Source organism: Thermodesulfovibrionales bacterium (genome assembly GCA_026417875.1).
Classification (GTDB): Bacteria; Nitrospirota; Thermodesulfovibrionia; order Thermodesulfovibrionales; family CALJEL01; genus CALJEL01.
Genome location: JAOACK010000064.1, coordinates 1 through 9,598, shown reverse-complemented (window position 1 = coordinate 9,598; position 9,598 = coordinate 1). Strand labels below are relative to the sequence as shown.

General features: G+C 39.9%; 10 protein-coding genes. 7 read left to right on the top strand and 3 right to left on the bottom strand.

The annotated features are described in order from the left end of the window. The 3 genes from N2257_09490 to N2257_09480 all read right to left on the bottom strand — a co-directional run. A partial coding sequence (locus N2257_09490; protein ID MCX7794618.1) for a PAS domain-containing protein occupies window positions 1-439 on the bottom strand: 439 nt, incomplete at its 3' end. After that, complete coding sequence (locus N2257_09485; protein ID MCX7794617.1) at window positions 436-2,202, bottom strand: tetratricopeptide repeat protein; 1,767 nt, start codon at window positions 2,200-2,202, stop codon at window positions 436-438. The genes N2257_09490 and N2257_09485, both read right to left, overlap by 4 nt. Window positions 2,203-2,308: 106 nt before the next feature. After that, window positions 2,309-3,685: a sigma-54 dependent transcriptional regulator gene (locus N2257_09480; protein ID MCX7794616.1), complete on the bottom strand. Its 1,377-nt coding sequence runs from the start codon at window positions 3,683-3,685 to the stop codon at window positions 2,309-2,311. A gap of 124 nt (window positions 3,686-3,809) precedes the next feature. On the opposite strand from N2257_09480, the gene N2257_09475 reads away from it, so the two are divergent. The 7 genes from N2257_09475 to N2257_09445 all read left to right on the top strand — a co-directional run. Beyond that, window positions 3,810-4,001, top strand: a complete 192-nt coding sequence (locus N2257_09475) for a hypothetical protein (GenBank protein ID MCX7794615.1) — start codon at window positions 3,810-3,812, stop codon at window positions 3,999-4,001. A gap of 6 nt (window positions 4,002-4,007) precedes the next feature. Next, window positions 4,008-4,586 (top strand): response regulator, encoded by a 579-nt coding sequence (locus N2257_09470; protein ID MCX7794614.1) that lies wholly within the window; start codon window positions 4,008-4,010, stop codon window positions 4,584-4,586. Then, window positions 4,579-6,030, top strand: coding sequence for a response regulator (locus N2257_09465; protein ID MCX7794613.1), 1,452 nt, complete (start codon window positions 4,579-4,581; stop codon window positions 6,028-6,030). The genes N2257_09470 and N2257_09465 overlap by 8 nt, the downstream gene beginning before the upstream one ends. Next, window positions 6,031-6,783 (top strand): PilZ domain-containing protein, encoded by a 753-nt coding sequence (locus N2257_09460; GenBank protein MCX7794612.1) that lies wholly within the window; start codon window positions 6,031-6,033, stop codon window positions 6,781-6,783. Further along, window positions 6,780-7,538: a flagellar motor protein gene (locus N2257_09455; GenBank protein ID MCX7794611.1), complete on the top strand. Its 759-nt coding sequence runs from the start codon at window positions 6,780-6,782 to the stop codon at window positions 7,536-7,538. The genes N2257_09460 and N2257_09455 overlap by 4 nt, the downstream gene beginning before the upstream one ends. Then, window positions 7,528-8,220: an OmpA family protein gene (locus N2257_09450; GenBank protein MCX7794610.1), complete on the top strand. Its 693-nt coding sequence runs from the start codon at window positions 7,528-7,530 to the stop codon at window positions 8,218-8,220. Before N2257_09455 ends, N2257_09450 begins: the two co-directional genes overlap by 11 nt. Then, window positions 8,220-9,598 (top strand): ATP-binding protein (locus tag N2257_09445; protein ID MCX7794609.1); only part of this gene is annotated, 1,379 nt, incomplete at its 3' end. The genes N2257_09450 and N2257_09445, both read left to right, overlap by 1 nt.

The window sequence follows — 9,598 nt, the reverse complement described above, 5'->3', positions numbered from 1 at the left end:
GTATAACCTCACCTGTAAAAGAACCATTGCTGACCACCGGTGAATTAGAGAGTATAATCTTCCTCTTCCTGCCTCCTGCCAGGAGAACTGCATCGGCACCATCATGGGTTATGGAAAAATCAAGATCAGAAAGGCTCCTACCCCTGATATCTTCTTCTTTTATCCCAAAAAATTCCTCTGCCGAGTGGTTTATCATCATTATCTTTTCTTCAGGGTCAATAACTATAATTGCCTCTTCCATGCTCTGGACGAGGGCTTCAAGAAAATCCCTGTTTCTCTGTACCTCCTGCAAGGCAGCAACCAGGTCCCTATTCTTCTTTTCAAGCTCATCGGTGAGATACCTTATCCTTTCCTGAAGCTCTCTGTAACAGAGCTCCAGGCTTTTTGATGCCTTCTGGAAACTCTGGAATGCTTCATTAAGGAGTTTAAGTTCGCTCAAAGATTCCTCCTTAATCTATTAAGGGTTTTTCTTTCCTCAATCAGAAGGCTGGAAAGCCCATCATTTTTACCAGCTGGAGGTGTGTTATTTATGAGTGCTACCCTGTAATTTGCCCATTCAATCTCTTTTTCATCAAGCTCCACCCTTTTTTTCTCTGAAAGGGCTAACCGGTAATAATGGAGAGCTCTCTTTTTATCCTTTTCATAAAGAAGATCTGCAAGTCTTAAATATCCTCTGGCAGGTGCATCAGGATCACTTACAGCTTTTTCAAAAATGCTGATAATCTCAGGTTTTTTTATGTGCAGTGATAATTCAGTAATCAAAGGAATGTCTTCAATCCTGATCTCTTTCAACCTGCTGAGGTAAATAAAAGCTGATTGGTAATCTCTTTTATTCATTAGAAGCCCTGCCATAAGCCTTATTTCTTCATCACTTTCAGGTTTTATGTCCCTGAGAAGTCCTAAGGCCATCTCAGTCTCGCCCGTTCTGGAATAAAAATCAGCGAGCAAGAAGGAAGCCTTCTGTCTTTGATCACCACTGGTGTTTTGATAAAGCCATCTTGCGAGCTCAAAAAAATCCTGCTTTGAATCTCTCATATATTCTGCGATTTCAAAAAGAAAACTGATATGCTGATTATCAAGGAGAAATCTCTTGAGATCCCTCCAGAGGCTTAAAAATTGTTCTCTTTCTTTCAGGGCTATTTCAAGCATAAATTTTTTCAATCTCTCTAATGCCTCAGCCACTGTATCTCTTCTAAGAAGCAGGGTTTTTAACGCAACTATAGCCTCCTTATATCTTCCCTTATTTCTGTATATTTCGGATAAAAGAATAAGAGATCTATTATATGCCCCCCCAAAGGGATAGGATGCCCTGAGAGATTCAAGCCTTTTTTCTGCCTCATCAAATCTGCCAAGTGCAAAAAGTACCTCTGCACTTAATAAATAAGCCTTTTGCCTAAGCCTGTGATCAGAACTCTGAAGTGCCTGCTCGAAAAATTTGAGGCTCTCACTGAGGTTTCCTGAATTCAACTCCATCTCCCCTAAGATTAAATAGGCTTGGTACTTAAAAGGAGGTTCCTTTACAGAGTTTAAAAATTTTCTTGCCTCATCTCTTTTTCCAAGTAACATCATATTCTCTCCCAACAGAAGGAGGGTCTCCTGTGAGGTCTTTAAATATCCTCCATCAGCTAAAAGGAGTTCAAGATAGAGCCTGTTTGCCTCACTATATCTTCCCAGGAGATGGAGTGTATTTGCCTTTCCGTAAAGACAGGCTCTACAGCCACCTGCCTTTTCATAATACTTCAGGGCTTCACGATACTGTCCGCTTTTTCTGAGTGATTCGGCGAGGCCCAAGAGGGCTTCATTTTTATATTTAGATTCAGGAAACTGACTCAGAAAGAGTCTGAAATTAGTTGATGCCTCTGGATAGAATTTTTTCTTCAAATAAAGAGAAGCCCTGAGATACATTGCCTCTTCTTTTAAGGGTCCTGTAGAGGAAGAAATCGCAGACTGTAAGGCGGTTAGCGCCTCAGAAAACTTCTCAATGCCTGTATAGGCCTTAGCCCTTAGGAGATAGTAAAGTGGTTTTTCGCTTTCCTCAGGTTTTATTTTCTCAAGCAGTTCAGCTGCCTCCCTGTGTTTATTTTCATCTATAAGGCCTGATACCTTAGAAAGTTCTGATGCCTCAATGTTATGGCAAAAAATAAGAGCCTGAAGTAGAGGATACATTGTAATGATTTTTCTTACATACCGCTTAAGAACCATCCATAAAGTCATGAATAAAAATAAGCAATAAATATGCCATTTAACAATTTATTGATTTTGAAGGAAAATATTTAAAGAGGTGTGCTAAATGTCGGATTATTGACGATCAGCTTATTCCCAGTCTCTTCATCTTTTCAATAAGGGTTGTCCTGTTGATGCCCAGGAGTGTAGCAGCCTTTGACCTTACACCCTCAGCCTTCTGAAGTGCCTTTAAGATAAGATCCCTTTCAATATCTTCCACTACTTTCTGAAGATCAATTCCCTCATCCGTAAAGGCAGGAATATTACTTATGGCCTCTTCTCTAATAGCCGAGCTTTTAATAAATTTTTCAGGAAGGTCCTGAATCTTAACAGTCTCATCAGTAATAAGAACACTCAATCTCTCAATAAGATTTTCCAGTTCCCTTACATTGCCTGGCCATTCATATTTTATTAGAATACTCATAGCCTCTGGGGGGATTACAAGGGCTCTGCCCTTTCTTTTTCTCTGAAATTTTTTTATAAAATAATCAACAAGCAGCGGTATGTCCTCCCGTCTTTCTCTCAAGGGCGGGAGGTGAATTGGTATTACATTCAGCCTCCAGTAAAGATCTTCCCTGAATTTTCCCTCAGCAACAGCCTCCTCGAGATTTCTGTTTGTTGCTGCTATGATTCTTACATCAACCTTTATGGTCTTCACACCTCCAACCCTTTCAAACTCTCTTTCCTGAATAACCCTGAGTAGTTTTACCTGAAGGGATGGATCAAGTTCTCCTATCTCATCGAGAAAGAGCGTACCATTGTTTGCAAGCTCAAACCTTCCTATCCTTGTACTTATAGCGCCTGTAAATGCACCCTTTTCATGTCCAAAGAGTTCTGATTCAAGAAGGTCTCTTGGAATAGCAGCACAGTTAAGTGGCACAAAGGGGCCATCTGCCCTTGAACTATTGTAATGGATTGTTTTTGCAACAAGTTCCTTTCCTGTGCCACTTTCACCAGTAATCAGAATTGTGCTATCCGTATCAGCAACCTTTTCAATGAGCTCATAGACTCTTTGCATCTTTATTGAATCACCTATAAGACCTGAAAAATTGTATCTCTGTCTGAGCTGCTTTCTTAAAAGTAGATTTTCCTTTTCTAGCCTTGCATGCTCGAGTGCCCTTTCAATGAGGAGCATTATCTCATCAAGATTAAATGGTTTTGTAACATAATCAAAGGCACCAAGCTTCATTGCCTCAACGGCATTCTGGATGGTTCCATAGGCTGTAATGATAATCACAGGAAGTTTTATCTTTCTTGAGGAGAGCTCTTTTAAGATATCTATTCCACCCATGCCAGGCATAACAAGGTCAACAAGGGCAAGGTCAAATTTCTCTGAAAGAAGCAGTTCAAGCCCGCTCTCACCCCTTTCAGCGGTTATCACCTCAAAACCCTTTTCTCCAAGAAAAGAATTCAGGACATCTCTTACTGTCTCATCATCATCAATAACCAGAACCCTTCGCATAGTTATATTGTAGAGTTATATCCCTTGCAAGTCAATATTTTGACAGCAAAGTTTAAAAAATTAAAGATTTAGAACTCCGTACCCGATTAATAAAAAGGGATATTACAGGCTTAGGAGGTGTGAGATGACCATATATCCTTTTCAACTTTATGAGATGATGCACCTCTATGGAAGAGCCTCAAAGTTGAAAAATCCTTCTCTCTTAGAAAAAGATGAGCAGGAACCCAAAGATGTGGTGAATATATCCTCAGAGGCAAAAAAGAAACAGATAATAGAGGAGACAAAGAAAGAGGTACTCCATAAAATAAGGCAGTAAGGGAAAATGAAAAAAGAGGATTTCACTATACTGATAGCAGAGGATGACGAAATAGCTAGGGATGTCCTGAAAGAAATCTTGAAAGAAGAGGGTTATCCTGTCTTGACTGCAAGAGACGGACTTGAGGCAATAAATCTTTTAAGGACAGAGGAGATCAGACTCGTGATAACTGATCTCAAAATGCCTGGTGCAGACGGAATGGAGGTGCTGAAATCAGCAAAAAAGATTAATCCTGAAATTATAGTAGTTATACTTACAGCCTACGGAACCCTTGACATCGCCCTTCAGGCAATAAAGGAAGGAGCCTATGATTACCTTGCAAAACCATTTAAGGTTGAAGAGATTGTCTTCCTTGCAGCAAAGGCCTTTGAGAGGGCAAAGACCCTTGCTGAGCTTGCTGAACTGAGAAATATTCTTAAGGAAACCTTCAGGGATATAAAGCTCATAAAGAATATAGCAAAGAGTGGTGAACCCAGAATAATAACAGACTGGATAGAGCGTATAGAAAAGCTTAAGGAAAAAAATATTATAAGTGATGAAGAGGCTGAAATACTCAAGGAAAGGCTGGTGAGGGGTGATGGATAAACCAAGTATTCTGGTCATTGATGATGATAATGTGGTCAGAGAGGTGCTTTATCAGATAATCACGGGTATGGGAATGACCTGTGAGCTTGCAGAGAACGGAAAAGAGGGAATAGAGAGGTTGAAGCTCCATCCCTGTGACCTTATTTTAACGGATATAACTATGCCAGTGATGGATGGTCTTCAATTTCTAAGGGAGATCAAAGACATAACACCATTTACTCCGGTAGCAATAATTACCGGTTATCCAACCTTTGAGAATGCTGTTGAAGCTATGAGGGAGGGAGCACGGGATTTTATTGTAAAACCTTTCAATGTAGAAAAGATCAGGACAACAATAGACAGACTTCTGAAGGAAAAAAGATTGATCGGCAATCCACTCTCTGGAAAAGAAGACCTGAAAAAAGAGCTTATAAAGAGATTACAGGAAATTGCAATATTACAATCAATATGTTCTGAGCTTGATGAGCTATACGACAACAGACTCATCTATGAAAGAATTGTTGAGATGGTCTCAAGACTACTCATGGCAAGGGATGTTGCCTTTGGAATTATTAAAAATGGTGTTCTCAAAATAGAGGCATCAACAGTGCTGATAAAGAAAGAGATACCCCTTTCTGAACCCCTTCAAAGGGTAATGAAAAACGGGTCAACCCTTCTGCTGAAGGAGGGAGAAAGAAATCCCCTGAATGAATTACCACTATGCTCACAGCTTCTATTAATTCCACTCATTATAAACGGTGAGGTATTCGGAATATTAAGCATCTCAAATAAGATTGATGAAAAATCCTTCAGCGAGGATGAGATATATCTAGCCCAGACATTCGGGAAGAAGGTTTCCCTGAGGATTGAGAACAATGCCCTTTATGAACTCTTTTACAACAACCTCCTCAATACCTTGAAATCACTTATTGCAAGCATTGAGGCAAGGGATTCCTACACAAAGCAGCATTCAGAAAGGGTAACAAATTATGCCCTTGAGATCGCTGAGGTAATGGGTCTTGGTGCAGAAGATAAAGAATGCATCAAGTTTGGAGGTTATCTCCACGATATAGGAAAGATAGGGGTAAGGGATACTGTGCTTCTAAAACCAAGTACTCTTACAGAAGAGGAGATGGCAGAGATAAGACTTCATCCTGTAATCGGAGAAAGTATTGTAAGACCTCTAAAATTCCTTCCGGCTGAAAGGGAATTAATACTCCACCATCATGAAAGATTTGATGGAAGGGGCTATCCCCACGGACTAGCAGGAGAGCGGATTCCTATTCTTGCACGGATTCTTGCAGTCGCTGATACCTATGACGCCATGACATCTGCAAGACCCTACAGACCTGCACTGGGCCATGAGTTTGCGATAGAAGAATTGAGGAACAATGCTGGCTCTCAGTTTGATCCCATGGTTGTAAAGGCATTCCTGCAGACAAAAACAGGAAGAAAGGTACACTGAATGGAGCTCAGGAAAGGAGAAAGGATATTCCTAAAACCCAAAAATGCAGGCACAGGCTACAGTGGAGAGGTTATCTCCTCTGAGATGAATGGTCTTCTTATTGAGCTTGATACCTTTACCTCTAATATAAAAGAGGGTGATTCATTCATTCTCATAATAGAGAGGCCTGATTACTACAATGAATTTAAGACCTCTGTGGTATCCATAAATGACAGAAAAATAAGGTTAAGGTGGCACTGGACAGAGAGAAGGGAATTTTTCAGAATCGATGATATAATAGCCCTTTCAGCAAGAAAAGTATCACCTTCTGAAAAAAAACCATCAATTATAATGACCGGAGATCTTATTGAGGTTAGGGAATTTATTGAACCTGATCCATCAATAAATCCTGCAATCTGGAGAATGCTTAATGAAATAAACAACAAGCTCAATATTCTACTGAAATACATGGAAAAAGAAAAGGAAATATCTTTACCCCGGGTGCGTTACCAGAAGGTGAATATAAGTGCCGGAGGAATAAGATTCTTGAATGATGAACCGGTATCAAAGGGTGATATCATGGAGTTAAGTATGCAGCTCAATACCTGCCCTCCTCTCAATATCATTACCTATGGTGAGGTAGTAAGGGTAACGGAAAGGGATGGGAAATATGAAGTAGCCCTGAGTTTCAAAGATACAGAAGATGAAATAAGGGAGGCAATTCTGAGATATACACTCCAGAGGCAGAGGGAGATAATGAAAAAAGAGAAATGAGCAGATCAAGTATCATAGGATTGCTTATGGGCTGCATTGCCATAATTGGTGGAAATATGATGGAGGGTGGAAGGATTGAATCCATAATCCAGCCCACTGCAGCAGTTATAGTCTTCGGTGGTACCTTTGGTGCTACACTTCTCAGTTTTCCAATGAAGGATATTATAAAAGCAATAAAGGCTCTCAAAGAGGTTTTCGGAAAAGAAAGCATAGACCATGAAGAATATATAAAGGAGCTTCTAAGATATTCAGTGATTACAAGAAAATCTGGTCTTGTAGGTCTTGAACAGGAGATAAACAGGCAGGAGGACCCTTTTATAAGAAGGGCCCTTAGACTTGCTGTCGACGGAGCTCAACCTGAGGCGTTAAGAGAGATACTAAACCAGGAAAATATCACTTACTCCGAGGAGAAAAAAAGGATAGCAAGGGTTTTTGAGACAGCAGGCGGTTTTGCTCCGACCATAGGCATAATTGGTGCTGTACTCGGGCTTATACATGTTATGGAGAATCTTGCAGATCCATCAAAACTCGGTGCTGGTATTGCTGTTGCATTTGTAGCAACAGTTTATGGAGTTGGTTCAGCAAATCTGATTCTTCTGCCCATATCAAAAAAGATTATAAATAACCTCCACTCAAAACTATTCCTGAGGGAGATGATTATAGAGGGCATAATGGGAATCAAGCAGGGAATGAATCCCTATTATCTTGAACAGAAGCTGAGGGCATTTATTGAGGATAGAAAAGATGGCAGATAAAAATAAATTCAGGATACCAGAGCCACTTGACAACACTGATAGATGGGTTGTCTCTTATGCTGATTTTATCACTCTGCTTTTTGCCTTTTTCACAACCATGTATGCTATAAGCCATGTAGATATGGGAAAACTTGAGAAATTCACAGGATCAATGAAAGAGGCCTTCAAAGCACAGAAGGTAACACAGCACTTTACACCCATTGAAGGTATAAAACCCATACAGCATGAGGCACTCCAGATTGAAAAGGAATTAAAGTATATAATACAGGAATCTGGTAAAATAGAAGGTATCAGGATAACAGTTGAGGAAGAGGGAGTGAGACTTTCCTTTGCAGATACAATTATATTTGAGAGTGGTTCAGCAGAGATAAAAGAGGAGATTAAACCCCTTCTTTTATCCATCCTGTCTTTGATTAAAAAAACAAATAACCCTGTTGTTATAGAAGGGCACACTGATAATATACCGGTTAAAGGCTCGAGATATTCATCCAACTGGGAACTCTCCGCTGCTCGCGCAACAGGTGTTCTTATGTTTCTTCTGAGTGATGGTTCTCTGGATCCATCAAGATTTTCGGTTGCAGGTTATGGTGAATACAGACCTGTTGCACCAAACACAACTCCTGAAGGAAGGGCAAAGAACAGAAGGGTTGATATAATCTTTCTTGTAAAGAAGATAAGGTGATGGAAAAGAAAGCAATAGTCACTGGCAATGGCTTACTCAATGAGATAGAGCTGAGCCATGTTTTTAAAAAACAGGAAGTAAATATCGAGCTCGTCCATATTCCATCAGCTAAGGAATCTCTTAATCTCCTAAATAAAGAAGATTTCAGGGCTGTAATTCTGATCGGTAAACCTCAGGATATGGATCTGGTTGAATTTATCCATAAGATAAAAGAAAAAAGCTCCATTCCCGTAATTGTCGTAAGTAGTGAAACAGACAGGGATAAATTATCAGAAATACTTGATATGGGAGCCTATGCATGGCAGAAAGACAGAAGGCATATTGATGCCCTTCCGCTCATAGTTCAGTGTGCCATAACAAAATATGAGCTTGATAAAGAAAGAGATGAAAAAGAAAAGATTATTACTGAAAGCAGAAGGCAGTGGATGGCAATATTTGACGGAATAACAGATTTTATATATGTCATAGATGATAAATACAATATAGTAAAGATAAATCAGGCACTTGCCTCTTATTTTAAAAAAACCCCAAGGGAACTCGTTGGCAGAAAGTGTTATGAACTTTTTCAGTGCGACCATGAAAGCTGCAGCACAAAGATAGCCCTTTCATCAGGAATGTCAGACACCTATGAAAAAACTATAGGCGACAGGATCTATCAGGTAAGCATATATCATTTCCTTGACAGAATACCTCTAACAATCCATTACATGAAAGATATCACCGAGATAACAAGATTAAAAAAACAGCTTTATCATGCGGAAAAACTAACATCCCTCGGACTCCTGGTTTCGGGTGTTGCCCATGAGATAAATAATCCCCTGACAGGTGTAATTGCTTATACAGAACTTCTCATGATGAAGACAGGGGATGAGAGTCTTAAAAATGAATTAAAGAAAATCCTCCAGAGTGCCGAAAGATGTAAGAGGATAGTGGAGAACCTGCTCACCTTCTCAAGGCAGAAGGAACCTGTAAGAAGTCTTGAATCCATAAACAGCATAATTGAAAGAGCTATAGACCTCAGGGGATACTGGCTAAGGTCCAGCAATATAGAGGTCATAAAGGACTTTGGTGAAACACCAAGTATTCTAGTAGATGCTCAGCAGATGCAGCAGGTAATACTTAATATACTGCTTAATGCAGAACAGGCAATAATGGAAGCAGGAAGAAAAAGGGGTGAGATAATATTCACTACGAGATACATTCCTGAAACCCATAGAATAGTGATCAAGGTTACTGATAATGGTACGGGCATACGTGAGGAATATTTATCTAGGATTTTCGATCCATTCTTTACAACAAAACCCGTTGGAATAGGAACAGGCCTCGGACTCTCCATATGCCATGGAATAGTTGCAGAGCATGGTGGCATTATATGGGC